The organism is Streptomyces durmitorensis (assembly GCF_023498005.1).
GTDB classification, from domain to species: Bacteria; Actinomycetota; Actinomycetes; order Streptomycetales; family Streptomycetaceae; genus Streptomyces; species Streptomyces durmitorensis.
In genome coordinates this window covers 3,629,561-3,655,259 of sequence record NZ_CP097289.1, presented here as the reverse complement: position 1 = coordinate 3,655,259, position 25,699 = coordinate 3,629,561, and the positions used below count along the sequence as shown (strand labels likewise).

Here is a 25,699-nt window from a genome sequence, read left to right as displayed (position 1 = left end):
GGAGCGTATGGCCGTCTTTGAGGGTGCGCGACCGGGGGACACCGGCTGCTGTCTCCGGAGCCCCCGGTCGCCGTGCTCAGATGCTGAACCGCTCCTTGGTGAGGAGCGGCCGCACACGTGTGCGGAAGCCGCCCGACCGGAACGGCGCCTGCAGCAGTCCGGGCCTGAGCTCCTGCGCCAGCGCGGCCGCGATCATGCCCTGGTCGAGCGCGAGCACGAAGTCGCTGACCCGTCCGGTCCGCACGTTCACGGAATCCCGGAATCCGTACTCCTCGTCGTACGCCCCGAAGTCGCGGGCGAGCGCCTTGAGGTTGCCGATGGCCTCCCCGCGCGCGTGGGGGAGTGCGAGGAAGGAGGCGTGCGGGGTGACGACGCCGAGGGAGTTGTAGCCCTCGGTCTGCATGCCGATCGCGTCGACGCCGTACTCCCGGTACCCGCCCTCGGGGATGTTCGCCGGTGAGAACCCCCAGTAGCCGTACTTCTCCTCGTCGAGGCCGTGCTCGATCTGGCTGCGGACGTAGCGCGCGTGAGAGGTCCCCCAGGAGCGCGGCGACCACTCGCTCTCCGGCACGAAGAGCGGCACCATCAGCGCCTCGAACATCGAGCCGCCCCAGGTGGGGACGAGCTTGCGTCCGCGGTACGTGTAGTGGCCCTGCCACACGCGGATGCCGTCCAGGGTGACGTACGAACCGCCGGGGGCCTGCTCCTGCTCCTGGCCGGGGAGCATGGTGCGCAGCAGGTGCCAGTAGTGGTCGCCCGGCAGTGACCCGTCCGCTATGCCGAGGTAACTGGCCATGCGGGGCTCGGTGTTGAGGGCGCCGTAGTGGTGCGGGGTGGGCTCCTCGGTGTCGGTCCAGAAGCCGCCGCGCAGCTGGCCGGGGTGGCCGACGGGGTCCGCCGCGTCGTAGGGCGTGTAGAAGTACGACCAGTCGGCGGCGGCCAGGAGCTTCGCGATGCGGGGCCGCAGGGCGGGGTCCGCGTCGGCGGCGATGCGAAGGCCGGTGACGAGCCAGGCATTGTCGACGGACGACAGGAACGGGCGGACCGGGTCGCCGGTGCCTGGCCAGCTCGTCAGGACCGAACCGTCGTGCGCGTCGTACCAGTTGAGCCAGAAGCCGTGAGGGCGCTCCAGCTTCTCGACGGCGGCGACGGTGCGGGAAAGACGGGTGTGCATGGCGCTGTCGCCGAGGAGGCCGAGGCCGCGCGCGGCGACTGTGGACCACAGGCCGCAGCCGATGTTGGTGGGCGAGGTCTGGCGCGAGGGGACGGGTACGCCGGAGCCGCTGACGTCGATCTTGTCGGCGGTGAGGCCGATGTCGGTCGTCATCGCCTCGATCGAGTGATGCGTCGAGCGGAACCACTTCCGCAGCAGCGGTGTATCAGAAGTATGAGAACGCGATGCGGCGGATGCCGATGGGGAAGCGAAGGCCGGTGCGGATGCGGCGCCCAGCGACAGGGCGGCGGCTCCGGTTCCGGCGGCGCCGAGGAACGTACGACGGTCCATGAAGGGCCAACTCCCAGTGACAGGTGTGGAAGGGGAGATCCGTGGCGTGCAGGCCGTGCTGTCCACGCGTGCGTGCGGCACGCGGATGTACGGGGACCGGCCGCGGTCAGGTGCGGCCGGCCCCCGGATCTGGTGGGGCGAGGTGAACTAGCCGTCGATGCGGGGCAGTTCACGCGTGCGCCCGAGTCCGCCCAGCCAGACGGCGGACGGCTTGGCGGTGCGTACGAAGGTCTCGCGGTCCCAGGCGATCAGGCCGAAGGTGGGCTTGTAGGAGCCCCATTCGTAGTTGTCCAGGGCGCTCCAGGCCAGGTAGCCCTCGATGTTGAGGCCGTCCTCCAGGCAGGCGGCGACCGCGTCCAGCGCACCCTTGTAGTAGTCGACGCGGCGCGTGTCGTCGGCGGTGGCTATGCCGTTCTCGGTGACGATCATCGGCACGTCCCCGTTGCCGAGCACCTTGGCGGTGTGGCGCAGGGCGTGGCCCACGGCGGCCGGGTAGTACTCCCACTGGGTGAGCGTGCGCTCGACGTCGTCGGGCCACGGGATCGGGCCCTCGGAGCCGATCTCCGTGCGGGTGTAGGACTGGACGCCGATCCAGTCGTCGTCGCGCGCGGCCTCGATGAAGATGTCCTCGCGGGGGTGGCGGTAGGCGGCGGCGACGTCCTCGGCGCCCGGCAGGGCCTGGTAGACCTGGTTGGCGATGGTCCAGCCGGCCTGGATCTCCGGGTTGATCGCCTTGACCTCCTTGACGGCGGCCCGGTGCGCGGCGATCACCGCGTGCGTGGTCTCCTCGTCGGGCGTCGGCAGCCCGGCGGGCGGGAAGCCGATGTCGCCCGCCTTGGCCTGACCCGCCATCACGGCGATCATGTTCGGCTCGTTGATGGTGCACACATGGCGCACGTCCTCGCCGATGACGGGCGCGCAGGCGGCGACGTACCGCGCGAAGAGGTCGACGGCGCCCTCGGCGGTCCAGCCGCCCCGCGCCTCGAACCACTGCGGCACGGTGAAGTGGTGCAGCGTGACCATCGGGCGCAGCCCGCGCACGAGCGCGCCTTCCACCATCCGCCGGTAGTGAGCGAGCTCGGCCCGCGAGAACTGGCCCTCGGCGGGCTCGATGCGCGCCCACTCGATGCTGAACCGGTAGTCGGTGAAGCCGAGTTCGGACAGGACGTCCATGTCGTCACGCCAGCGGTGATAGCTGTCGCATGCGTCCAGGCTCGGCTCCTGGATGTGCGTGCCGGTGCTGTGTTCCTTCACCCACCAGTCGCTGTTGGTGTTGTTGCCCTCGATCTGATGGGCGGCGGTGGAGGCCCCCCAGAGAAAGCCTTCGGGGAACGGGATCGGGGTGTGCGTCATCGTCAGATGTCTTTCTGGTGGAGAGAGGGCGCGGACCGTCGTGGCGCGGGCGGGCTACTTCATGCCCGCGGTGGCGATGCCCTGGGTGAAATGCCGCTGCAGCACGGCGAAGACGATCAGGACCGGCAGCACGATCAGGAACGAACCGGCCATCAGCATGCCGTTGGAGCCACCCGACTTGTTGGGGTCGGTGGCGAACGTGGCCAGGGCCACGGGGAGGGTGTATTTGTCGGGGTCGTTGGTCGCGATCAGCGGCCAGACGAAGTTGTTCCAGGAACCGAGGAAGGTGAAGATCGACAGCGTCGCGAGAGCGGGCTTGACCAGCGGCATCACGATCCGCCAGAAGATGTACCACTCACCCGCGCCGTCCATCCGGGCCGCCTCGAGCAGCTCGTCCGGGATCGACTGCATGAACTGCCGCATCAGGAAGACCCCGAAGGCACCGGCGGCGAACGGCAGCACCAGAGCGGCGTACGAATCGATCAGCTGCAACTTGCTCATCAGCACGAAGAGCGGCAGCAGCATCAGATTGCCGGGCACCATCAGCGCACCGAGCACCAGCCCGAAGATCTTGTTCTTGCCCGCGAAGTTCAGCTTGGCCAGGGCGTAGCCGAGCATCGAGCAGAAGACGAGATTGGAGACGGTGACGAGCACCGCCACGATCACCGAATTCATAAAGTAGAGCGGCAGATCGAGCTTGTCGAGCAGCGCGCTGAAATTGTCCAGGGTCCACTCGGTGGGAATCCACACGGGCGGACTGGCCGTGAGCTCGCTCGACGTCTTGAAGGCCGAGAGCGCCATCCACAGGAAGGGCGCGGACATCACGAGCAGCCCGACGGAGAGCAGCACATACACGAGCCGCTTCTTCATCCCGGCCGACTGCCCGGCCTTCGGCACCGGCTTCAGCTGCTTCTTCTGCGGCGTCTTCTCCGCCAGACCCGAGGCGCTCATTTCGTGTTGTCCTTCAGCAGTCGGAGCTGGAGCACGGTAATGCCCATGATCACTACGAAGAGGACATACGCCATGGCGCTCGCATAGCCCATGTGGAAGAAATTGAAGCCCTCGCGGTACATGTCGAGGGAGACGGTGAGAGTGGAGTCCGAGGGCCCGCCCTGGGTCATCACGAACGGCTCCTCGAAGACGTTGAGATAGCCGATCGTGGTGATCACCGTGGCGTAGAGCAGCGTGGGCCGCAGCAGCGGAACGGTGATGGCGCGGAACTCCTGCCACATTCCCGCCCCGTCGAGCTTCGCCGCCTCCCGCACCTCGGTGGGGATGGCCTGTAGCCCGGCGATGAAGAGCACCATGACGGTTCCGAGATTCCGCCACACGGCCATCGCGATCAGCGACGGCATGGCGAGCTTCTCGTCCCCCAGGAAGTCCGGGGCGGTGAGCCCCACTTCGGAGAAGAGACCGGCGATCAGGCCGTCACTCGGATCGAGGACGAAGCGCCAGACGACGGCGACCGCGACGATGGAGGTGACCACGGGAGCGTAGAAACCGACCCGGAAGAAGGTGCGCGCCCGGTCGATGCCGTTGTTCAGCAGAACGGCGACGACAAGACCCAGAAGGATGGTGAGAGGAACCCCGATCACCACGAAGTAGGCGGTGTTGAACAGTGCCTTGAGGAACTTCTCGTCGCTGAACAGCTTGGTGTAGTTCTCGAACCCGATGAAGTTCGCTTCCAGCGGGTGCGTGACATTGCGCAGCCCGAAGTCGGTGAAGCTCATCAGGAGCGTGGCGACGATCGGGAACGCCATGAAGACGGTGAACAGAACGAGGAAGGGGGTCGAGAACAGCCAGCCGGCGAAGTTCTGCACGCCCATGGAGCCCCGCTTGGAGCCCTGTTTGCGCCCCCGGCCCGGACCCGCCGAACCGGTGGCGGCCCGCACCCCGGCCGCCCGTGCGACCTTCTCAGTCTTGGTGCTCGTGGTGCTCATGGCTCCTACTTCACAAGGCTCTCGATCTCGGACTTGGCCTTCTTGGCGGCGTCCTCGGGGGAGGCCTTGCCCTGGGTCACCGACTCGACGGCCGCGTCGACCTTGGAGGTCACCTCGGTCCAGTTGGCGAGCGTCGGCGAGGACTTGGCGGTCTCCATCTGCTTCTTGAACACCTGGAGGCTGGGGCTGTCGGCGAGCTCGCCGGTCTTCCAGGCTTCGGTGTTGGCGGGCAGATCGCTGGTCCGCTCGAACCAGTCCGTCTGGCCCTTGGCGTCCGTCAGGTACTTGATGAACTCCTTGGCCGCGGCCTTGTGGGAGCTGTCCTTGGAGACCACCAGGCTGGAGCCGCCCGCCATGGAGGTGGAGGTCTTGTCAGCCGGGACGGGGGCGACGGCCCACTTGCCCTTGAGGTCCGGGTACTGGTCCTTGATCAGGGTGCTGATCCAAGGACCGGAGAAGAACATCGGGACGTCACCGGTGTTGAAGTCCTTCAGCGGGTCGTAGCCGGGCTGCGAGCTCTTCATGCTCAGGCCCTGCTTGACGTAGTCGCCGTACTCCTTGAAGGCCTTGACCGCGGCCGGGCTGTCGATGACGGGCGTGCCGTCCTTGTCGACGATCTCGCCGCCGGCGGAGTAGAGGAAGGGGTAGAAGGACTGCACGGTGTCGAGGCCGCGGGGCTGCATGTAGATGCCCCACTTGCTGTCGGCCTTGTCCTGCAGGGCCGACGCCATGGCCCGCAGGCCCTTCCAGTCGGCGGGCGCCTTGGTGATGCCGGCCTTCTTGGCGAGGTCGGTGCGGTAGTAGAGGACGCGGGTGTCGACGTACCACGGCACGCCGTAGGCCTCGCCCTCGACCTCGCCCTGCTGCCAGCCCGCCGGGAAGAAGTCCTTCTCGTCGAAGGTCTTGGTGTCCACCGGTTCGAGGACGCCGAGCTCGGCGAACTCGCCCATGTAACTGCCGCCCATCTGCGCGACGTCGGGCATCTTTCCGGCGGCGGCAGCGGCGACCAGCTTCTGGTGGGCGACGTCCCAGCCGACCGGGGTGACCTTGACGGTGATGTTCGGGTTCGCCTTCTCGTACTCCTTGGCGACATCCACGAGCTTCTCGCCCTCGGCACCCATGGCCCAGACGGTGAGGGTCTGCTTCTTGTCGGCGGCGACTTCGCCTCCGGCGGAGCTTCCGCATGCGGTGACGGCGAAGGCCGTCGCCAGCGCGGTGGCTACCGATGCGGTTCTGGCGGCGCGGTGCATGGACGGCTCCTCCTTGAGCTTCCCTGGCAGTCCGGCATCCGTGGAATGGTCAGATGCAGGATGTATGCGCTGTCTGTAAGCGCATACATCACTCTGTGGCAGCGTCCTGGGGTGCCGCAAGGGGGTCCTGGTCACACTCCCGTAACGGGTCCTTCATCCAGGGGGCGCACCTAAGTGGAGCGTACTGGTCCGTTTGCACTTGGCTTGGGCGGTTGCCGGTGCGGTGCCGGTGCCCGGCGGCTGCGCGTGCCCCTGGGCGGGGGGCGGCTTCGGGTATCGGTGCCCGGCGGCTTCGGGCTGTGCCCACCCGTTCCGCCGTGCGGAACGCCTGCCCACAGGGGGGAGTGGCTGCGGCCGCAGCGGGGGCGAGCGCGGCGGGGTGGCGCCACTGGGCCGGCGGGGAGAGGATCCCGGCGGTTGGGGCGGGAGTGGAGTCGGCCCGCAGTCGCTGATCCGTCCTGAGGGGACGTGGGGGTATGTCTGCCCGGAGCACGGTAAGCGGCTCTCCGGGAGGGAACCGGCTCAGGGGGCGGCGGCGGATGGCGAGGACGGACATACCCCCGCGGCCCCGCCCCCAAGACGAACGCCAGGCGCGACCGGTGGTGGCGCAGCTGCCGGTTCGCCCCGCCCCGAGCCGGAGGTGCGCGCGATCGGTGGTGGCGCAGCTCCAGGGCTCGCCCCACCCCCGAGCCGGAGGCAGGCGCGACCGGTAGCTGCGCAGCTGCAGGTTCGCCGCACTCCCGCCGCCCCGCGCCCGCCAGGCGCAGCTACCGGTTCGCCCTCGCCACCCGTAGGCGGAGGCCAGGCGCGACCGGTGGTGGCGCAGCTCCAGGGCTCGCCCCACCCCGAGCCGGAAGTCCCGCCCTCGAGCCGGAAGTCCCCGCCCTCGAGCCGGAAGTCCCCGCCCTCGAGCCGGAAGTCCCCGCCCTCGAGCCGGAAGTCCCCGCCCTCGAGCCGGAGGCCCCACCCTCGAGCCGGAGGCCCCGTCCCCGAGCCGGAGGCCCCGTCCCCGAGCCGGAGGCCCCGCCCCCGAGCCGGAAGTCCCCGCCCCCGAGCCGGAGGTCCCGCCCAGTCCCCGCCCCCGCCCCCCCCGCCAAGCGCAGCCCCGCCCCCGCCCCCGCCCCCCGCCAAGCGCAGCCCCGCACACGCCCCCCCCGCTAGGGTCCCCGCATGCCAGCCTTCCCGCACAGCTTCGCCTTCGATCCCGCCTACGGGTACACCCCCGACGACGTGCTCACCGTCCCCGCACCCCATGCCCCCGCCGACTTCGACGAGTTCTGGCAGGGCCGATACGCGGCCGCCCGGCAGGTAGTCACGGACCCCGTAGTCGGCCCCCTGGAGGAAGAGCGGGACGGGGTGCGGGTCCACGGCGTGACGTACACGTCAGTAGGCGGCGCACGCCTCGGCGGCTGGCTGGCCCTGCCCACCTCCACCGAGCGGCACACCCTCAAAGCCCCCGGCCCAGCGGACGCCCCCGCCCCCGCCCCCGCGGAAACCGCGGAAACCGCGGAAACCGCGGAACACGGCTTCGTCATCGCCCACGGCTACGGCGGCCGCAACGCCCCCGGCCCCGACATCCCCCTCCCCCTGCCCCGCTCAGCAGCGATCCTCCCCTGCGTGCGAGGCATGGGAGCCCGCAGCGCGAGCCCCACCATCCCCCCGGACGCCGACGCCCACGTCCTGCACGGCATCGCATCCCGCGACACCTACGTCATCGGCGACTGCGCAGCCGACCTGTGGTGCGCCGCATCCGCCCTCCTCGAACTGGTCCCGGAGCTGGCCGCGCCACAGCCCCGCCTCGGCTACCTCGGCGAAAGCTTCGGCGGCGGCCTCGGCGCCCTCGCCCTCCCCTGGGACGACCGCTTCGCCGCGGCCCAGCTGACCGTCCCCACGTTCGGCAACCACCCGCTGCGCCTCACGCTCCCCTGCGCGGGCAGCGGCGAGTCGGTCCGCGCCCACCACCGCAAAAACCCCGAAGTAACCGACGTCCTGCGCTACTTCGACGCCGCGACAGCAGCGACCCGCCTCCGTATCCCGGCCTTGGTCGCCCCCGCGCTCTTCGACCCGTCGGTGCCGCCCCCCGGCCAGTTCGCCGTGCACAACGCACTGCCGCCGACCGCCCGCGAACTGCACGTACTGCAGGCGGGTCACTTCGAGTACGAGGACAAGGCGGCAGAGCTCACACGCCTGACCGAGGCCAGATCCCGTTTCTTCCAGGCCCAGTTGGCTCCCCCCGCCTAACCCTCCCGGGGGAGAGAGGAGGAGGGAGGGGGAGGGAGGGCACACCCCGGGGCCTACCGCTCCCCGCACCCACAGCTGGCCCGCCGAGCCACCGTCACCGGCAGCATCAACGACACCGGCTCACGATCACGCTCCCCGCCCAGCCTCCGCACCAGCAACTCGACGGCCTCCTCGCCCAGTTGACGCATCGGCTGCCGCACGGTGGTCAGCGCGGGACGCACCAGGCGGCTCAGCGGAATCCCGTCGAACCCGGTGACCACCACGTCATCCGGCACCCGCACCCCGCGCCGCTCAAGGGCATGCAGCGCGCCCACGGCCATCTGGTCGTTGGCGAAGATCATGGCCTCCGGCACCGTGCCGCTGCCCGTGCCGCTGCCCGTGCCGCTGCCCGTGCCGCTGCCCGGGCCGCCGTCCCCGCTCTCCTCGGCCGCCTGGTCCAGCAGTGCGTCCGTGGCGCGCTCGCCCTCGGCCTGCGTCATCATCTCCGTGCGCAGGTCGGGCTCTTCGCGTACGGGGAGGCCGCCCGCCCGGCACGCTTCCTGATAGCCGCGGAACCGCGCCTCCGCGTCCGGCGACGACTTCGCGCCGCCGATGAAGACCAGCCGCCGTAGCCCGTGGTCCTCGATGAGGTGCCGGGTCAGCTCGCGCTGGCCGTCGGCGTTGGCGACCTCGATGTGGTCGAGGTGGTCGAGCTCGTCGTTCTCGCGGGGTCCGGCGAGCATCACGACGGGCAGCCGGCGCGAGATGATGTCGAGATCCTCGGTCGGCACGGTCCTCGCGAGGACGGCGAACCCGTCGACCCGCCCGGCGACCTTCGCCACCTGGCTCTCCGGACCGCCCTTGAGAGAGGCGGCGATCAGGAGCGCGTACCCGTGCCGCCGTGCGGCCCGTTCCATGCCCCGGATGATCTGGTCGGAGTAGAGCATGAAGGCGTGGTCGTCGTCGGCGTCGGCCGCTGCCGCCTCGATCTCCGTGTCCGGGTCCGAGTAGTCGGGGAAGCAGAGCCCGAGGACGCCCGTCGACCGGCTGGCCAGCCCGCGCGCATTGCCACTCGGTACGTACCCGAGCTCACGAGCCGCGGCGAGGACCCGCTCCCGGGTCGTCTCACGGACGGAGTCCGGGTTGCGATAGACCCGCGACACCGTCGCGATGGAGACGCCTGACCGCTCGGCGACGTCGTACACCGTGGGGGTTGTGCTCACCCGACCGCCTGCTCGTTTCTCGTACTGGGACCGGCCTGAACCGGATTGAAAGCGCATTCACAGTAGGCGCGTACGGTGACCGTGGGCAAGGCCGGGTCTGCTTCGGGTGTCGGCCGTGACGGGGAGGAACGCAGGTGGACGGGGTCTGGGCGGGAGTACGGGAGCGCGTGCTCGCCCTCCGGGAAGCGCCGGGGTGGCGGTCGGTGTTCGGAGCGGATTTCGGGACGTACGGCCACGGTTTCGAGCTGAGCCCGGTACTGACCGAGGAGCAGGTACGAGCGGCGGAACGGCGGCTCGGCTTCGGCTTCCCGGCGGAGTACCGGAGTTTCCTCCTGGAGGTCGGCGCGGGCGGGGCAGGCCCGGACTACGGCCTGTTCCCGATCAAGCCGGTCGAGCCAATGGCATCTGCCGAGCCGCCCGCATCTGCCGAGACAGCTGCACCTGCCGCGCCCACCGCGCCCGCCGAGCCACCGTTTCGCCCTGAACGCACCCAGGAGCTGGACGCGCACGAGTCCGCGGAACCGCAACGAGCCGCCTACGCCGACACCCCGGAGGCCGAGGCGAGGTTCCTTCGCGACTACCGCGCCTGGGACGCACGGCACGACGAACTGCTCGATGCCCTCACCGAGGGAACCCTCTGCGTGGGCGAGCAGGGCTGCGCGTACTACACGCTGCTCGTCGTCACGGGCCCCGAGCGCGGCACCATGTGGGAGGACGTGCGGGCGGTGGGCGAGGGAGTGCTCCCGATCCGGCGTGCGGGCGAGCAGCCAGGCGATCGCGAAGGCGGGTCACGCGTCACGTTCGCCCAGTGGTACCTGAACTGGCTGACCCACGCGGAACGCAAGGCAGTGCCCCCGCCCCCGACCAGCCGACCAGCCAACTGACCAACCACCCCCGCCCTCAGCTGGCTCGACCGGCTCAACCAGCCCAACCGCTCAACTAGCCCAACTCAAGCACCAGTTCCTCCGCCGCCTCCAGCCACCGCACCTCCTCCGCCCCCAGCGTCGGATTCGCGGCCCGTCGTGCGAGGGCCTCCGCGAGGTGGTCGGTGGCGGTGGCTCCGACGTCGACCGTCGCGTCCGTCAGGAGCGTGGCCAGAGCGGCGCGTGACCCCGCGGCCTCTGGTCTGCCGCTCACCGCGACCTCCGCGAGGATCAGCGCCGACATCGCCCAGTCGAGGCCGGGCGGGCCCTCCTCCGTGGTGGCCCAGTCGATCACCACGGGCCCCTCAGGCGTGAGGATCACGTTCTCCGGGTGGAGATCCAGGTGCAGGACGCGGTCGGTGGGCGAGGCGGACGAGCGGGCCGGAAGCGCGTGCAGCGTGTGCAGCAGCCGGGCGAGGATCACTGCCGCGTCCTCCGGGGTGACAGCGCCCCGCATCGCGGCCTCCGCCATGGTCGGCCCCGTCAGGCGCCCCATGACCAGGTCGGTACGTGGAGCGCCGGGCTCGGCCGGGCGGATCCGCGGTACGGGATACCCCTGCTCCGACAGATACGTCATGACGTCGGCCTCATCCGTCGCGTCGGTCCCGTCCCGGTACCGACGCAGCACCCATGTGTCGTCCAGCGCGAAGACATCCGCGGTGCGTCCGGAGCCGAGCAGCTGATCAGTCATCCCCATGCCGGGAGCGTAAGCCGCCGCGCTCTTACGCGCAGAGGCAATCGGTACGCCTGCCTCATCCCGCGAACTCCACCTCCGGATACCTCCCCGAAGGGCCGTCCAGCAGGTGGTCGTTCCGTCCCCGCAGCCAGCGGTCGAAGAACGACGTCGCGTACGCCCGCTCCGCCGCCACCGCGCGGTCCGGCTCGACCGTGCCTATGTGCTCCTTGATGACCTTCCCGTCCACCCCGGCCTGCGGGAGCAGCGCGGCCAGGTCCGTGTACGTCTGATGCACCGAGCCGCGCAGGGTCAGGTTCCGCTTCCAGCCGGTCGTGTGGGACCAGAACTCGCGCCACGACGGCTCTGTCGTACGGTCGTTGCCCTCCCTGCCCATCAGGAGGAACGGGCGGGTCAGGCCGTGCTGGGCCACGGGCGTCAGGTTCGTGCCCTTCGGCTCGGGGTTGTTCTCCAGGGTGCCGTCCATGTTCATGCCTGCCTTGACCCGGCTGTCCTCGTACATCGTCTCGGCGGCCGCGATCCCGCCCGCCGACTGGCCGAACATGCCCACCCGCTTCCGGTCCACGACCTTGGACAGTCCGTTCGGCAGCGAGCCGAGGCGGTCCAGGACGAACTTCGAGTCGGCCACCCGGACGTCCAGGACCTTCTTGAGCAGCGCCGGCACCTCGTCCTTCTGCCCCGCCTCCTCCAAGGCCTTGAGGAGCGGTGCGTCGTCCTTCACCGAGCCGTCGGGGAACTGCACCCCTGGCGCCTCATAGGTGTGGTCGATCGTCACCACCACATACCCGTGGCTCGCCAGCTCCTCTACTGCCGAAGTCCCCCAGGTGCGCGGGTCGTTGGCGCCCGACGCGTACAGCAGGACCGGCCGTCGGCCGTCGCTCGTGTCGGCCGGCGCTCCCTCCCGCGCGTGCGTCCGGATGGCGGCGAAGTCGATCGCGTCCTTGGGGATGCCGTGGGGCGCCATCGCGTTCCAGCGCGCTGCCGCGCCCGGCGCCATGTACGGAGCGAGGCGGTGTTCCGTGCCGCCCGGCCTTCCCGCTGCCGGATACCAGACGCTGATCATCAGCTCTCGGTACGGCACGGACTTCACCCACGGGTCGTGCCGTGACGTGTCGACGATGCGGGTCGACACCGTGCCGATCCGGTGCGGTCCTGTGGGCCCGGGGAGCTTCGCCTCGATGCCCATGGGCCGCGCCTGCGCGGGAGCCGGGGCGCTCAGAAGCGTCGCCGCCAGACCGGCCGCGGCAAGTCCCAGCACCGAGCGCCGAGTCAAGGCCGAGCGGGGAGCCGGGCGTGCCACAGCCGAGGAAGAGTCGGAGGGAGAGCCGGAGGGAGAGTTCATGCCTCAATGCTGATCTCGTCCCGAGCCCGTGACCATGGGGGAAATCCCGAGTCTTTGGCGTGGGGGATTACCCCCAGGCCCAGCCCCAGCCCATCCCGGCCCTACCAAGGAGGCCCCCAGCTCTACCAAGGAGGCCCCCGGCCCTACCGCTCCCCCCGCCGCCGAATCTTGCTCCCGAGCCAGACCAGCGGATCGTACTTCCGGTCAACCGCCCGCTCCTTCAAGGGAATCAGCGCGTTGTCCGTGATCTTGATGCCCTCCGGGCACACCTCCGTGCAGCACTTCGTGATGTTGCAGTAGCCGAGCCCGTGCTCGTCCTGGGCGGTCTGCTTGCGGTCGAGGCCGCTCTCCGCCGCCGCGTCCAGCGGGTGCATGTCCAGTTCCGCCACCCGCATCAGGAAGCGCGGGCCCGCGAACGCCGCCTTGTTCTCCTCGTGGTCGCGCACGACATGGCACGTGTCCTGGCACAGGAAGCACTCGATGCACTTGCGGAACTCCTGGGAGCGGTCGACGTCCGCCTGCTGCATGCGGTACTCGCCGGGGCCGAGGTCCGCCGGAGGCACGAAGGCCGGTACTTCCCGCGCCTTCGTGTAGTTGAAGCCGACGTCCGTCACCAGGTCCCGCACCACGGGAAAGGCCCGCAGCGGCGTCACCGTGATGACGTCCTCGCGGCTGAACACCGACATCCGCGTCATGCACATCAGCCGTGGCCGGCCGTTGATCTCCGCCGAGCACGAACCGCACTTGCCCGCCTTGCAGTTCCAGCGCACCGCGAGGTCGGGCGTCTGGGTCGCCTGAAGGCGGTGGATGATGTCGAGGACGACCTCGCCTTCGTTGACCTCGACCTTGAAGTCCTCCAGGTCGCCGCCCTCGACGTCCCCGCGCCAGACCCGGAATTGCGCGTCGTACGACGTGCTCGAAGAACTCGGTGTAGCGGTACTCACTCGTAAAGCTCCTCTTCGGCCAGGTACTTGACCAGCTCTTCCTTCTCGAAGAGAGCAAGCAGGTCGGGACGGATGGGCTCGGTGGTGACCCGCACCAGGTCGATCTGGCCGCGCACGGGATCCGTGGCCGCGAGACCGCCCGAAGGGTCAGTGAGCTGGCAGAGCAGATTCGCGCGGCGCCATTCGCGGTTCATGCCCGGATGGTCCTCGCGGGTGTGCCCGCCCCGGCTCTCCGTGCGCTCCAGGGCGGCCCGCGCCACGCACTCGCTGACAAGGAGCATGTTGCGCAGGTCGAGCGCGAGGTGCCAGCCGGGGTTGAACTGGCGGTGGCCCTCCACTCCGGCCCGCCGTGCCCGCACCCGCAGCTCCGCCAGCTTCTCCAGGGCCTGTTCCATCTCGCCCTCGCGGCGGATGATGCCGACCAGGTCGTTCATCGTCTGCTGGAGCTCCTGGTGGAGGGTGTACGGATTCTCCGGCGTCGCCCCGTCCTCGGGGCCCTCCGCGCTGAACGGCCGCAGCGCCTCGGCCGCGGCCGTGTCCACCTGGACCTCGTCGACCAGGGGCCGCGCGTCGGCCCCGGGGAACCCGGCCGCATACCGCGCCGCGTGCAGTCCCGCTCGCCGCCCGAAGACCAGCAGGTCGGAGAGGGAGTTGCCGCCGAGCCGGTTGGAGCCGTGCATGCCGCCGGCCACCTCGCCCGCCGCGTACAGACCCGGCACGCGCTGGGCCGCCGCCGTGTCCGATTCGACCGCGATGCCGCCCATCACGTAATGGCAGGTCGGTCCGACCTCCATGGCCTCGGCCGTGATGTCGACGTCCGCCAGCTCCTTGAACTGGTGGTACATGGACGGGAGTCGGCGTTTGATGACCTCGGCCGGCATGCGCGTCGACACGTCGAGGAAGACCCCGCCGTGCGGCGAACCGCGGCCCGCCTTCACCTCGGAGTTGATGGCGCGCGCCACTTCGTCGCGCGGCAGCAGCTCAGGGGGGCGGCGGTTGTGGTCCGGGTCCTCGTACCAGCGGTCGCCCTCGTCCTCCGACTGCGCGTACTTCTCCTTGAAGACGTCCGGTACGTAGTCGAACATGAAACGCTTGCCTTCGGAGTTGCGCAGTACTCCGCCGTCGCCGCGCACCGACTCGGTGACCAGGATGCCCTTCACCGAGGGCGGCCAGACCATCCCCGTCGGGTGGAACTGCACGAACTCCATGTTGAGGAGAGGCGCCCCGGCGAGCAGCGCGAGCGCGTGGCCGTCGCCGGTGTACTCCCACGAATTCGACGTCACCTTGAAGGACTTGCCGATGCCACCGGTCGCCAGGACCACACTGGGGGCTTCGAGGACGAAGAAGCGGCCGGACTCGCGGTCGTAGCAGAACGTTCCGCTGACCCGCTCGCCCTCCTTCAGGACGCGGGTGACCGTGCACTCCTGGAAGACCTTCAGGCGTGCTTCGTAGTCACCGAGTTCGCGTTCGTCCTCCTGCTGGAGAGAGACGATTTTCTGCTGGAGCGTACGGATCAGTTCGAGGCCGGTCCGGTCGCCCACGTGCGCCAGGCGCGGATACTCGTGACCCCCGAAGTTGCGCTGGGAGATGCGGCCGTCCGCGGTGCGGTCGAACAGCGCGCCCCAGGTCTCCAACTCCCAGACCCGGTCGGGTGCTTCGCGCGCGTGCAGCTCGGCCATCCGCCACTGGTTGAGGAACTTGCCGCCGCGCAGGGTGTCGCGGAAGTGGACCTGCCAGTTGTCGCCGGAGTTCACGTTGCCCATGGAGGCCGCGATGCCGCCCTCGGCCATCACCGTATGGGCCTTGCCGAACAGGGACTTGCAGATCACGGCGGTACGCGCGCCCTGCTCCCGTGCCTCGATCGCGGCCCGCAGGCCCGCTCCTCCCGCTCCCACCACGACAACGTCCCACTGCTGCCGCTCCACTTGAGACATCAGAACAACCTCGGATCGTCGAAGGCGCCGGACGCGATCAGATACACGTAGAAGTCGGCGAGCGCCACACTCACCAGGGAGGCCCAGGCGAGCAGCATGTGCCGTGCGTTCAGCTTTCCGACCCACTGCCACATGCGGTACCGCACGGGATGCTTGGAGAAGTGCTTGAGCTTGCCGCCGACGATGTGCCGGCAGGAGTGACAGGAGAGCGTGTACGCCCAGATCAGCGTGATGTTGACCAGAAAGACGAGGGTGCCGAGGCCCATGTGGCCCCACTCGTAGTGCTCATCGCGGAACGAGAGCACGGTGTCGTACGTGAGGATGCCCGCCACCGGAACCGCCGCGTAGAAGAAGTAGCGGTGGATGTTCTGGAGGATGAGCGGGAAGCGGGTCTCTCCGGAGTACTTCTTGTGCGGCTCGGCGACCGCGCAGGCGGGCGGCGAGGCCCAGAAGCCGCGGTAGTAGGCCTTGCGGTAGTAGTAGCAGGTCAGGCGGAAGCCGAGCGGGAAGATCAGGATCAGCAGGGCGGGGGAGAGGCCCCACCAGCTGCCGAAGATCTCCCAGTTGGGGCCCGACCGCATCGGCTCGCAGTTCTCGGCGAGGCACGGCGAGTAGAACGGTGAGACGTAGGGCGCCGCGTAGTAGTCCGCGTTCGCGAAGGCCCGCCACGTCGAGTAGACGATGAAGGCGAAGAGGCCCGCGGCGGTCGCGGCGGGCGCGAGCCACCAGCGGTCGGTCCGCAGATGGGCAGCGCTGATCGCGGCGCGCGTCGCCGCTCGTACGCCGCCGGGATCCTGACCGCTGTTCAGATGGGGTTCCGTGCCAGTGGCCAACGAGGCTCCACTCCTTTGTCCTCAGGTGGGCGTGTCCCTCGGGTGGGCGGCGAGGCTCAGTCGCTCAGGGGCGCGCGGGTCGGCTCAGGGGGCGTGCCGGTCGCTGGCGCCGAGGCCCTCGTCGTCCGAGTCCGTCCACAGCGAGCTGTCGTACGGCGTATCGGGGATGGTGACCAGGTCGGGGCGCTTCTGTGGGGCGCCGCCGGGGCCCGGGGCCGTGGCACGAAGGAGCGCGACGCTCTCGCGCAGGTGGTCGGTGTCCGTGCGGACGCGGCGGACGTCGATCCCGGCAAGACCACCCCGGGAACCCTCGCCGATCTGCTGCTCCAGCTTGCCGACGGTGCGGACCAGATCGTCGACGCATCGCTGAACAGCCGTCAGATCATCCTGCAGAGCCATGACTTGCCCTCACTTCAGGGGTGCGGCGGCAACGTTCATGCGCCTGCGAGTGTCGCGCGTCACATCCCGGCTTGTGAAGGGATCTGCCGGGATTCCCGGCTCGTGGGCGCTGAAATGCGCCGGGGTGCACGCGGCCGTCCCGACCGTGCGGCGGGGCGCGCGCCGATGCCGTCGTCACGCTCGGTCACGCCTGATTGGGCCGCACGAGTGGGATCTGGCGCCCCCACGCCGTGTCGCTCCCGTGGGTCGTCTCCCGTCCCCTTCAGTGGATCGATAGATGTGATCAGCTCCATATACCGCCAAACGTGATCAAACCCGGCCCCGGTCCTGGTAGCGGGCGGCCGGGCGAGCCCCGGAGGTACCCGCCATGTCCCCAGACCGCGCCAGACTGAGATCTGCCGTGTTCCTCGCCACGGGCGTGCTAGCTCTGCCCGCCCTCGCCGCCTGCAGCTCTCAGGACGAGGCAGGCTCCCCGACCGCAGGACAGGACGTCGCGCCCGCGGCCCGGGATCTCGTCGCCGACGGCGGGACCATGAACTGGGCCGTCGACGCGATGCCGGAGACCCTCAACTCCTTCCAGTCGGACGCCGATGCGGGCACGAACCGGATCGCCGGAGCGGTGCTGCCGTCGATGTTCCGCCTCGACGCGCAGGGCAGGGCGCAGCAGAACACCGACTTCCTGGAGTCCGCGAAGGTCGTCGAGAGCGAGCCCAAGCAGGTCGTGCTCTACAAGCTCAACCAGCAGGCGGTGTGGAGCGACGGCCGGGAGATCGGCGCCGATGACTTCGCGGCGCAGCAGCGCGCCCTGTCCGGGAAGGACAGCGCGTACTGGACGGCACGCAACGCGGGCTACGACCGCATCGAGAAGGTCGAGCGCGGCGCGAACAACCTGGAGGTGCGCGTCACCTTCAACAAGCCGTACGCGGACTGGCGTTCGCTCTTCTCGCCGCTGTACCCGAAGGAGGTCATGGGCACTCCTGACACCTTCAACGACGGTGCGCGGCGCAAGCTCAAGGTCAGCGCGGGTCCCTTCGCGGTGCAGGACGTCGACAACAAGGCGGACGAGGTCACGCTGGCCCGCAACCCGCGCTGGTGGGGCAGGCCCGCCAAGCTCTCCAAGGTCGTCCTGCGCGAGGTCCCGCGCGAGCAGCGCGCCGCCGCGCTCGCGGAGGGCAAGGTCGACCTCGCCGAGATCGACGCCCCGGAGGCGCGACGCATCACGAACGCCGCCCGCGACCAGGGAGGCCAGGGCCCGCTCAGCCACGGGCCCGAGGCGCAGCTGACCCCGGCCAAGGCGCTGCGCTCCTGGGCGATCGCCAACGGCTCCGACGAGGAGGCGGCCGACACCGAGCAGCAGGCCCGCGAGAAGACCCACAAGGCGATCAAGAAGTACGCCACCGAACAGACGGGCCTTCGGGGCTACACCGTCCGCAAGTCCCTCGAACCGGCCTACACCCAGCTCGCCCTGAACGGCACCGAGGGCCCGCTCGCCGACGACCGGGTGCGGCGCGCGGTGGCCCGCGCCCTCGACCGCGACGAGCTGGCCAAGGCGGTCCTGACGCCGCTCGGCCTGCCCGCCGAGCCGGTCGGCAGCCACCTGGCCCTCGCCGGGCAGCAGGCGTACGCGGACAACAGCGGGGCCCTGGGCGACCAGGACACCACCGAGGCGCGGGCGCTGCTCGCCGACGCGGGGTGGACGCCGGGCGGTCCGCTGAAGGAGCCCAAGGGCAAGACGGCCGGGAGCGAGGCGGACGCCAAGAAGGCGAAGGCGGAATCCGGCTCTGACTCCGGCTCGGATTCGGAATCGGACTCGGGCGACGACGGCGCGTACACCGTCGGCGAGGACGACCAGAAGCCGGGCGACAGCGGCACCTCGGTGCTCGCGCCCGCTCCCGCGGCGGCTTACCAGGAGGCGGCGCTGACCCGCCAGGCCGCGTCCCTCACGGCGCACCGCGAGGCGGACAAGGAGAAGAAGAAGGACCCCGGCGGGCACGCCAAGCAGCACGCCGAGAAGCGGGCCGAAAAGCACTCCGAGAAGCGCGCGGAGAAGCACTCCGAGAAGCAGGCCGCCAAGGGCGGTGCACCCGGTGCGTATGCCCCCAAGGGCACCGCGGCACCCGCCGCGGCGACCCCGGCGGCGGGCGGCCCCATGGCGAAGGACGGCAAGCCGCTCACCCTCCGCTTCGTCCTGCCGTCCGGCGAGGGCTCGGAGTCGCTGCGGACGGTGGCCGACCGGATCTCGCGGATGCTGGAGAAGATCGGCATCCGCACCGAGACGGCGAAGGTCTCCGACGACAGCTACTTCAAGGACCACATCGCGTCGGGGCAGTACGACCTCGCCCTCTACTCCTGGCCCGCGTCGGCCTTCCCGGCCACGGACGCGCGTCCGATCTTCGCCAAGCCGGTGCCGGCCGCGGACGGCTCCCTGAACGTCGAGCAGAACTACACGCGGGTCGGCACGGACCACATCGATCAGTTGTTCGACCAGGCGATGGGTGAGCTCGACGAGGACGAGAGCCGTGCCCTGGTCAGGAAGGCCGACGCCCGCATCTGGGCCGAGGCCGGATCCATCCCCCTCTATCAGCGCCCCCAGCTGATGGCGGCCCGCACGAACCTCGCGAACGCGGGCGCCTTCGGCTTCCAGTCCCCGAACTTCGAGGACATGGGCTTCCTGAAGCCGGGCGCGAAGCCCTCGGGCAAGCCGGCGGCGAAGTAGCTCCTCCCACGGCTCCGTCGCAGGTCACGCTCAGATTCCGCTCAACTCCCTTGCCCGCCGGCACCACCGGCGGGCAAGGTCATTTCCACCCATTGACCTGCACGTTCTGCCCCGCAGCACCAATAAACCCCTGAAACCCCTGGTCAGACCCCCATGAGGGCCCCGCGGAGGTCACCTCCGCGTAAGGCACGTAGACTGGGGTGAGGCCGTGGCGTGTTCTGCCCGGCAGGGCACGCGTGCCAGACCGTACGCGCGGCCATCCACTCTTCCCGGGAGAAGCGCAGCTCGTATGCCCACGCGCCATGACATTCGTAATGTTGCCATCGTCGCCCACGTCGACCACGGCAAGACCACCCTGGTCGACGCCATGCTCAAGCAGGCCGGCTCCTTCGCCGCGCACGCAGCCGAGTCCCTCGACGACCGCATGATGGACTCGAACGACCTGGAGCGTGAGAAGGGCATCACGATCCTGGCCAAGAACACGGCCGTCAAGTACCACCCCAAGGATGGCGGAGACGTCATCACCATCAACATCATCGACACCCCCGGCCACGCCGACTTCGGTGGCGAGGTCGAGCGCGGCCTGTCGATGGTGGACGCGGTCGTCCTCCTCGTGGACGCCTCCGAGGGCCCGCTGCCCCAGACGCGCTTCGTGCTCCGCAAGGCCCTCGCGGCCAAGATGCCGGTCATCCTGTGCATCAACAAGACGGACCGCCCGGACTCCCGGATCGCCGAGGTCGTCGACGAGACGTACGACCTGTTCCTGGACCTGGACGCGGACGAGGACCAGATCGAGTTCCCGATCGTCTACGCCTGCGCCCGTGACGGCGTCGCCTCGCTGACCAAGCCGGAGGACGGCACCGTCCCGGCCGACAGCGAGAACCTCGAGCCGTTCTTCTCCACGATCCTGGACACCGTCCCGGCTCCGGAGTACGACGAGGAGGCCCCCCTCCAGGCGCACGTCACGAACCTGGACGCCGACAACTTCCTCGGCCGTATCGCCCTGTGCCGTGTCGAGCAGGGCGAGCTGCGCAAGGGCCAGACCGTTACCTGGATCAAGCGTGACGGCTCGCAGTCCAACGTCCGCATCACCGAGCTGATGATGACGGAGGCGCTCACGCGCAAGCCCGCCGAGAAGGCGGGCCCCGGTGACATCTGCGCCATCGCCGGTATCCCGGAGATCATGATCGGTGAGACCCTCGCCGACCCCGAGAACCCGATCGCGCTGCCGCTGATCACGGTGGACGAGCCCGCGATCTCCATGACCATCGGCACCAACACCTCGCCGCTCGTCGGCAAGGGCGGCAAGGGCCACAAGGTCACCGCCCGCCAGGTGAAGGACCGTCTGGACAAGGAGCTCATCGGCAACGTCTCGCTCCGTGTCCTGGACACCGAGCGTCCCGACGCCTGGGAGGTCCAGGGCCGTGGTGAGCTCGCGCTCGCCATCCTGGTCGAGCAGATGCGCCGCGAGGGCTTCGAGCTGACCGTCGGCAAGCCCGAGGTCGTCACCAAGCAGATCGACGGCAAGACGTACGAGCCGATCGAGCGCATGACGATCGACTCGCCCGAGGAGCACCTCGGCGCCATCACGCAGCTGATGGCGACCCGCAAGGGCCGCATGGAGACGATGACCAACCACGGCTCCGGCTGGATCCGCATGGAGTGGATCGTTCCGTCGCGTGGCCTCATCGGCTTCCGTACGGAGTTCCTGACCCAGACCCGCGGCACCGGCATCGCGCACTCGATCTTCGAGGGTCACGAGCCGTGGTTCGGCGACCTGCGCACCCGTCACAACGGCTCGCTCGTCGCGGACCGCTCGGGTTCGGTCACGCCGTTCGCGATGGTCAACCTCCAGGAGCGCGGTGTCATCTTCACCGAGGCCGGCACCGAGGTGTACGAGGGCATGATCGTCGGCGAGAACTCGCGCGCCGACGACATGGACGTGAACATCACCAAGGAGAAGAAGCTCACCAACATGCGTGCAGCTTCCGCGGACACGACCGAGAACGTCGTGCCCGCCCGCAAGCTGTCGCTCGAGCAGTCCCTGGAGTTCTGCCGCGACGACGAGTGCATCGAGGTGACCCCGGAGACCGTGCGCATCCGCAAGGTCGTCCTGGACGCCAAGCAGCGCGGCCGCTCCGCCTCGCGCGCCAAGCACGGCTAAGGCCGGAGCAAAGCCGGGACAAAGCTTCGTGCGGGCCCCAGGCCCGCACGCCCCGGCGCAACTGCCGCTGACGCCCGGCGAATTCGGCATCCGAGGCCGGTTTCCGCCCCTCCCCAGGGAGAGGCGGGGGCCGGCCTCTCGCGTTGTCTGGCCGGGATACCCCTTTGCGGGGCCCTCAGCGGCACTACGCTGGCCCACGCCCCGGGGGTACGGGTTCTTCCGCCTTCGCGACTCTCCGCGCATCTACGCGCGTCCACGGAACCGCCCCCGAAAAGTGCCGCGAGGCCGCCGCGACTCGTCTCCGGCGGGGTCCGCCGCAACCGGTTTTCCCGGGCCATCTGTCCGGAATGCGGACGCCGTTGACCGTTAGATGTGTAACACGTCCGTTTCGCAACCATCTATCTCGGATCGGTTTGTCCGGATTTTGGAAGTTGTACGCACCAGGTGTGATTGAACCGAGACCAAAAGAGTGTGGTCGGGCGGTACCTCATGGCTAATAGTTGACCGCGTATAGCTCGGGTCAATGGGTCACGCGCTGTGGGGAGCGCCGACTCACGAGCACACTGGGGTACTCGATCTACGCGCCGTCAGGGGTGTCGGCGCGGTTTCTCGTACCCCCTCTTGTAGTGAACAAGTGGACTCATGAGGAGGAACCCCATGCGTGGTGCCAAGAGCGCCAAGTGGGTCGCGATAGCGGGTGTCGTGGCGCTGACGGCAACGGCCTGCGGCGGCGGCAGCGACAGCGGCGGCAACAGCGGCAAGGTCGACCCCAAGGGGATCGTCAGTTACGCCAACGGTGAGCCGCAGAACGCCTTGCAGCCTGCCAACACCATGGAGGCGTACGGCAGCGTCGTCATCAACTCCCTCTTCACGGGGCTTGTCAACTACGACAAGCAGGGGAACATCACCTACGAGAATGCCGAGTCGGTCACCCCCGACAAGAGCAACAAGGTGTGGACCGTCAAGCTCAAGCCGGGCTGGAAGTTCCACAACGGCGAGGCCGTCACGGCCAAGTCGTACGTGGACGCCTGGAACTGGTCCGCCGACCCGGCCAACGGCCAGCAGAACAGTGCCTGGTACCGCGACATCGTCGGCTACGACAAGGTCCACCCCGAGAAGGGGAAGGGCACCGGCAAGACCATGTCCGGCCTGAAGGTCGTCGACGACAACACCTTCACGATCACGCTGAACACGGGTATCCCGTACTACGCGTACAAGCTCGTCTACTCGCCCTTCTACCCGCTGCCCTCGGGCGCGCTGAAGGACCCGAAGAAGTTCGGCGAGGCTCCGGTCGGCAACGGTCCCTACAAGTTCAAGAGCTGGGACCACAAGAAGTCGATCCAGGTCACGGCCTGGCCGCAGTACAAGGGCGCCAACAAGCCCAAGAACGGCGGCGTCAACTTCAAGGCGTACACGACGCCGCAGGCCGCCTACAACGACCTGCGCTCCGACAACGTCGACACGATGCCGATCATCCCCGACAGCGAGCTCGCCAACTTCAAGCAGGACTTCGGCGACCGCGCCATCGAGCAGGACTTCTCGGCGATCAACACGGTCAACCCGGCGTTCTACAGCAAGACGTTCAAGGACATGGACGTCAAGGTCATCCAGGGCCTCTCGATGGCCATTGACCGCGACACCATCGCCAAGCAGACGTTCGCCGGTACCCGTGAGTCCGCCTCGGGCTGGGTCGCCAAGGGCGTCAAGGGCTACAAGGCCGGCGCCTGTGGTGAGTTCTGCAAGTTCAACCCGAAGAAGGCCAAGCAGTTCGTCAAGGACGGCGGCGGCGTTCCCGGCAACAAGATCACCATCCAGTACAACGCCGACCAGCCCCACGAGGGCTGGGTCACGGCGGTGTGCAACAGCATCACCAAGTCGACCGGCGTGAAGTGCACCGGCGACCCGAAGACCGACTTCCAGGCCGACACCGAGGTGCGGGACAAGAAGCAGGTCAAGGCGATGTACCGGTCGGGCTGGGTGCTCGACTACCCGTTCAACGGCAACTTCCTCGCCGACCTCTACGGCACGGGCGTCGACGGCAACAAGGGCGGCTTCTCGGACAAGAAGTTCGACGAGCTGACCAAGAAGGCCGACGCGGCGAAGACGATCGACGAGTCCGCCGCGCTGTACCAGAAGGCCGAGAAGGAGCTCGTCAACACCTTCCCGGGCATCCCGCTCTGGTACAACAAGACGCTCTCCGCTTACTCGAAGAACGTGAAGGGCGTCGAGTTCGACCAGGCTGGCGACCCCGTCCTCACCGACATCGAGGTCTTCGAGAAGTAGGCGTCGGAGGCCAGTTCCCGAAGCGACGCCCGGCGATCCCGGGCGTCGCTTCGGGCGGCTCCGGATTGGACGGAGGCACCAATGGGGCGTTATGTCGCGCGGCGACTGCTCCAGATGATCCCGGTTTTCATCGGGACAACCCTGTTGATCTTCATCATGGTCAACGTGCTCCCCGGCGACCCCGTGCGGGCGCTGTGGGGAGACAAGCCGCCGGACCCGGCGCAGGTGGCGCAGATTCGCCACGACCGAGGTCTGGATCTGCCGCTCTGGCAGCAGTATCTGCACTACATGGGCGGCCTTCTGCAAGGAGACTTCGGCAAGACCATCGCCGGTAACCGGCCGGTCCTCGACGAGATCTCCCAGGCGTTCCCGGTCTCGATGCGACTGGCCTCCATGGCCTGGACGTTCGAGCTCATCGTCGGCATCACGCTCGGCGTTCTCGCCGGTGTGCGGCGCGGCCGGTTCGTCGACAACACCGTGACGCTGTTCACGCTCCTCGTGATCTCCGTTCCGATCTTCGTCATCGGACTGCTGTGCCAGCTGTTCTTCGGCAACGAGCTGGGGTGGATCACACCCACGGTCCAGGACTCCGAGAGCATGAGCCAGCTGCTGGTCCCCGCGATCGTGCTCGGCATGGTCGGCCTCGCGTACGTGGCGAGACTGACGCGTACGTCGATCGCCGAGAACCGGTCGGCCGACTACATGCGGACCGCTGTCGCCAAGGGACTGCCGCGCCAGCGCATCGTCACCCGGCATCTGCTGCGCAACTCGCTGATCCCCGTGGTGACTTACCTCGGCACGGACATCGGCACCCTGATGGGTGGCGCGGTCATCACCGAGGGCATCTTCAACGTGACGGGCGTCGGCAACCTCCTCTTCCAGGCTCTCGCCCGCCGTGAGGGCGCGGTCATCGTCGGTGTCGTCACCGTCCTGGTGATCGTCTACCTCATAGCCAGCCTGATCGTCGACCTGCTTTACGCGGTCCTGGACCCGAGGATCCGTTATGCCTGACCTCACCAAGACCTCCACCACGGACGAGAAGGCCGCGGCGCAGGACGAAGTCGTGGCAGGTGCCGCGGTGTCCGCGACGCCGGCGCCCGGGAAGCCCCGCAGCCTCGGGGCGGATGCCTGGCGGGACCTTCGCCGCAATCCGCTCTTCATGATCTCCGCGGTGCTCATCGTGGTCCTGGCCATGGTCGCGCTCGTGCCCGGCCTGTTCACCAGCACGGACCCGACCAGCGGCGACCTGGCCAACGACTTCCTGAAGCCGCCGGAGCTCGGCCACTTCTTCCAGGCCGACTGGTTCGGGTTCGACCGCCAGGGCCGCAGCATCTACTCCCGTGTCGTCTACGGCACGCGGAACTCGATCCTCGTCGGCGTCGGCGTGACCGTCCTCGTCACGTTGTTCGGCGGCCTGTGCGGCATGCTCGCCGGTTACTTCGGCGGCTTCTGGGACAGCCTGCTCTCCCGGCTCACGGACGTGTTCTTCGGCATCCCGTTCCTGCTGGGCGCCATGGTCGTCCTGAACGCCTTCACCAACCGCACGGTGTGGGTCGTCATGGGCGCCCTCGCCTTCCTGGGCTGGACGCAGATCGCCCGCGTGATGCGCGGTGCGGTCATCACCACCAAGCACGCCGACTACGTGGTGGCGGCGCGTGCGCTCGGCGCCGGGACGAAGCGGATCCTCTTCCGCCACATCCTGCCGAACGCGCTGGCTCCCGTGATCGTCGTGGCGACCATCTCGCTCGGTACGTACATCGTCGCCGAGTCGACGCTGTCGTACCTGGGCCTCGGCCTCGCCGACGACGCGATCTCCTGGGGTGGCGACATCTCCAAGGCGACGCAGGACATCCGGAACAACCCGCACACGCTGTTCTTCCCGGCAGGAATGCTGAGTATCACGGTGCTGGCGTTCATCATGATGGGTGACGCCGTACGCGAAGCCCTCGACCCGAAGCTGCGCTGAGGGAGGCGTAA

General features: G+C 69.0%; 19 protein-coding genes. 7 read left to right on the top strand and 12 right to left on the bottom strand.

Features of this window, described 5'->3' with window-relative positions:
- Positions 1-76 precede the first annotated feature (76 nt).
- From M4V62_RS16200 to M4V62_RS16180, 5 genes are all read right to left on the bottom strand, one after another.
- The gene (locus M4V62_RS16200) at positions 77-1,504 is read right to left on the bottom strand and encodes a glucoamylase family protein (RefSeq protein WP_249587971.1); all 1,428 of its coding nucleotides are present in this window, start codon (positions 1,502-1,504) and stop codon (positions 77-79) included.
- A gap of 147 nt (positions 1,505-1,651) precedes the next feature.
- Entirely contained in the window at positions 1,652-2,857 is a 1,206-nt protein-coding gene (locus M4V62_RS16195; RefSeq protein ID WP_249587970.1) for a glycoside hydrolase family 1 protein, read from the bottom strand.
- A 54-nt stretch (positions 2,858-2,911) separates the two neighbouring features.
- Positions 2,912-3,727: a carbohydrate ABC transporter permease gene (locus M4V62_RS16190; protein WP_249592857.1), complete on the bottom strand. Its 816-nt coding sequence runs from the start codon at positions 3,725-3,727 to the stop codon at positions 2,912-2,914.
- A gap of 77 nt (positions 3,728-3,804) precedes the next feature.
- Positions 3,805-4,797, bottom strand: coding sequence for a carbohydrate ABC transporter permease (locus tag M4V62_RS16185; protein ID WP_249587969.1), 993 nt, complete (start codon positions 4,795-4,797; stop codon positions 3,805-3,807).
- 5 nt (positions 4,798-4,802) lie between these two features.
- Entirely contained in the window at positions 4,803-6,047 is a 1,245-nt protein-coding gene (locus tag M4V62_RS16180) for a sugar ABC transporter substrate-binding protein (protein WP_249587968.1), read from the bottom strand.
- A gap of 1,170 nt (positions 6,048-7,217) precedes the next feature.
- Here M4V62_RS16180 and M4V62_RS16175 point away from each other — a divergent pair.
- Complete coding sequence (locus M4V62_RS16175; protein ID WP_249587967.1) at positions 7,218-8,288, top strand: acetylxylan esterase; 1,071 nt, start codon at positions 7,218-7,220, stop codon at positions 8,286-8,288.
- A 53-nt stretch (positions 8,289-8,341) separates the two neighbouring features.
- On the opposite strand, the gene M4V62_RS16170 is transcribed toward M4V62_RS16175, so the two are convergent.
- Positions 8,342-9,472 carry a LacI family DNA-binding transcriptional regulator gene (locus tag M4V62_RS16170; RefSeq protein WP_249592856.1) on the bottom strand — a complete coding sequence of 377 codons (1,131 nt, stop codon included), beginning with the start codon at positions 9,470-9,472 and terminating at the stop codon, positions 8,342-8,344.
- Between the two features lie 152 nt (positions 9,473-9,624).
- Here M4V62_RS16170 and M4V62_RS16165 point away from each other — a divergent pair, with 152 nt between their 5' ends.
- Positions 9,625-10,374: an SMI1/KNR4 family protein gene (locus tag M4V62_RS16165; protein WP_249587966.1), complete on the top strand. Its 750-nt coding sequence runs from the start codon at positions 9,625-9,627 to the stop codon at positions 10,372-10,374.
- Positions 10,375-10,429: 55 nt separating this feature from the next.
- Here the strand turns inward: M4V62_RS16165 and M4V62_RS16160 are convergent, their stop codons facing one another.
- The 6 genes from M4V62_RS16160 to M4V62_RS16135 form a co-directional block, all read right to left on the bottom strand.
- Positions 10,430-11,110 (bottom strand): phosphotransferase, encoded by a 681-nt coding sequence (locus M4V62_RS16160; RefSeq protein WP_249587965.1) that lies wholly within the window; start codon positions 11,108-11,110, stop codon positions 10,430-10,432.
- Between the two features lie 55 nt (positions 11,111-11,165).
- Positions 11,166-12,449, bottom strand: coding sequence for an alpha/beta hydrolase (locus tag M4V62_RS16155; protein WP_249587964.1), 1,284 nt, complete (start codon positions 12,447-12,449; stop codon positions 11,166-11,168).
- Positions 12,450-12,592: 143 nt separating this feature from the next.
- Positions 12,593-13,393 (bottom strand): succinate dehydrogenase/fumarate reductase iron-sulfur subunit, encoded by an 801-nt coding sequence (locus M4V62_RS16150; RefSeq protein WP_249587963.1) that lies wholly within the window; start codon positions 13,391-13,393, stop codon positions 12,593-12,595.
- Positions 13,390-15,327, bottom strand: coding sequence for a fumarate reductase/succinate dehydrogenase flavoprotein subunit (locus tag M4V62_RS16145; protein WP_249587962.1), 1,938 nt, complete (start codon positions 15,325-15,327; stop codon positions 13,390-13,392). The genes M4V62_RS16150 and M4V62_RS16145 overlap by 4 nt, the downstream gene beginning before the upstream one ends.
- Positions 15,327-16,160 (bottom strand): hypothetical protein, encoded by an 834-nt coding sequence (locus M4V62_RS16140; protein ID WP_249587961.1) that lies wholly within the window; start codon positions 16,158-16,160, stop codon positions 15,327-15,329. Before M4V62_RS16140 ends, M4V62_RS16145 begins: the two co-directional genes overlap by 1 nt.
- 84 nt (positions 16,161-16,244) lie before the next feature.
- Positions 16,245-16,559 (bottom strand): hypothetical protein, encoded by a 315-nt coding sequence (locus M4V62_RS16135; RefSeq protein WP_249587960.1) that lies wholly within the window; start codon positions 16,557-16,559, stop codon positions 16,245-16,247.
- Between the two features lie 367 nt (positions 16,560-16,926).
- On the opposite strand from M4V62_RS16135, the gene M4V62_RS16130 reads away from it, so the two are divergent.
- The 5 genes from M4V62_RS16130 to M4V62_RS16110 all read left to right on the top strand — a co-directional run bounded on the left by M4V62_RS16130 (position 16,927) and on the right by M4V62_RS16110 (position 25,688).
- Positions 16,927-19,275: an ABC transporter family substrate-binding protein gene (locus tag M4V62_RS16130; protein WP_249587959.1), complete on the top strand. Its 2,349-nt coding sequence runs from the start codon at positions 16,927-16,929 to the stop codon at positions 19,273-19,275.
- Between the two features lie 289 nt (positions 19,276-19,564).
- On the top strand, positions 19,565-21,439 hold the full coding sequence (gene typA, locus M4V62_RS16125) for a translational GTPase TypA (RefSeq protein ID WP_249587958.1): 1,875 nt from the start codon (positions 19,565-19,567) through the stop codon (positions 21,437-21,439).
- 657 nt (positions 21,440-22,096) lie between these two features.
- Entirely contained in the window at positions 22,097-23,722 is a 1,626-nt protein-coding gene (locus M4V62_RS16120; RefSeq protein ID WP_249587957.1) for a peptide ABC transporter substrate-binding protein, read from the top strand.
- A gap of 81 nt (positions 23,723-23,803) precedes the next feature.
- Entirely contained in the window at positions 23,804-24,733 is a 930-nt protein-coding gene (locus tag M4V62_RS16115) for an ABC transporter permease (RefSeq protein WP_249587956.1), read from the top strand.
- Positions 24,726-25,688, top strand: coding sequence for an ABC transporter permease (locus M4V62_RS16110; protein ID WP_249587955.1), 963 nt, complete (start codon positions 24,726-24,728; stop codon positions 25,686-25,688). Before M4V62_RS16115 ends, M4V62_RS16110 begins: the two co-directional genes overlap by 8 nt.
- Positions 25,689-25,699 lie beyond the last annotated feature (11 nt).

Excerpts from the sequence above, each read along its gene's own strand:
- M4V62_RS16160 (WP_249587965.1), bottom strand. The coding sequence starts at position 11,110 with ATGGGGATGACTGATCAGCTGCTCGGCTCCGGACGCACCGCGGATGTC.
- typA (WP_249587958.1), top strand. The coding sequence starts at position 19,565 with ATGCCCACGCGCCATGACATTCGTAATGTTGCCATCGTCGCCCACGTC.
- M4V62_RS16110 (WP_249587955.1), top strand. The coding sequence starts at position 24,726 with ATGCCTGACCTCACCAAGACCTCCACCACGGACGAGAAGGCCGCGGCG.
- M4V62_RS16185 (WP_249587969.1), bottom strand. The coding sequence starts at position 4,797 with ATGAGCACCACGAGCACCAAGACTGAGAAGGTCGCACGGGCGGCCGGG.
- M4V62_RS16115 (WP_249587956.1), top strand. The coding sequence starts at position 23,804 with ATGGGGCGTTATGTCGCGCGGCGACTGCTCCAGATGATCCCGGTTTTC.
- M4V62_RS16195 (WP_249587970.1), bottom strand. The coding sequence starts at position 2,857 with ATGACGCACACCCCGATCCCGTTCCCCGAAGGCTTTCTCTGGGGGGCC.
- M4V62_RS16200 (WP_249587971.1), bottom strand. The coding sequence starts at position 1,504 with ATGGACCGTCGTACGTTCCTCGGCGCCGCCGGAACCGGAGCCGCCGCC.
- M4V62_RS16130 (WP_249587959.1), top strand. The coding sequence starts at position 16,927 with ATGTCCCCAGACCGCGCCAGACTGAGATCTGCCGTGTTCCTCGCCACG.
- M4V62_RS16180 (WP_249587968.1), bottom strand. The coding sequence starts at position 6,047 with ATGCACCGCGCCGCCAGAACCGCATCGGTAGCCACCGCGCTGGCGACG.
- M4V62_RS16120 (WP_249587957.1), top strand. The coding sequence starts at position 22,097 with ATGCGTGGTGCCAAGAGCGCCAAGTGGGTCGCGATAGCGGGTGTCGTG.
- M4V62_RS16175 (WP_249587967.1), top strand. The coding sequence starts at position 7,218 with ATGCCAGCCTTCCCGCACAGCTTCGCCTTCGATCCCGCCTACGGGTAC.
- M4V62_RS16190 (WP_249592857.1), bottom strand. The coding sequence starts at position 3,727 with ATGAAGAAGCGGCTCGTGTATGTGCTGCTCTCCGTCGGGCTGCTCGTG.
- M4V62_RS16155 (WP_249587964.1), bottom strand. The coding sequence starts at position 12,449 with ATGAACTCTCCCTCCGGCTCTCCCTCCGACTCTTCCTCGGCTGTGGCA.
- M4V62_RS16145 (WP_249587962.1), bottom strand. The coding sequence starts at position 15,327 with ATGTCTCAAGTGGAGCGGCAGCAGTGGGACGTTGTCGTGGTGGGAGCG.
- M4V62_RS16135 (WP_249587960.1), bottom strand. The coding sequence starts at position 16,559 with ATGGCTCTGCAGGATGATCTGACGGCTGTTCAGCGATGCGTCGACGAT.